Below are 280 nucleotides of genomic sequence, written 5' to 3'. Positions count from 1 at the left end.
GGTGAATGATGCCCTTATTAATCGACAATTAGTAACAAAGGAATATATTTGGGATGATAAAACAAAGTCTTTGAAATATTTAGGTGAATTAAAAGAATTATCTGAAATACTCTTATCCAAAAATCGAAATGAGCCTCGATTAAAAGATATTGTCAACGATGAATCAGACTTGCTTGCGATAAACAGAGTTGTACAAGAACAACTACTTAGTACTCGAACTAAATTAAAATCAACTATTGATGAGGAAGAATTAGATCAAGTGTTAACAAATGACTTTTTA

Annotated in this window: 1 protein-coding gene; it reads left to right on the top strand. The window is 29.6% G+C overall.

Translation table 11 applies throughout. The features are described from left to right. A partial coding sequence (locus tag RMT89_RS42535) for a hypothetical protein (RefSeq protein WP_315889117.1) occupies positions 1 to 280 on the top strand: 280 nt, incomplete at both ends.

The sequence above is a fragment of the Streptomyces sp. P17 genome (genome assembly GCF_032436805.1).
Taxonomy (GTDB): domain Bacteria; phylum Actinomycetota; class Actinomycetes; order Streptomycetales; family Streptomycetaceae; genus Streptomyces.
The sequence above is the reverse complement of the archived record's forward strand: the minus strand, read 5'-3'. Positions and strand labels throughout refer to the sequence as shown.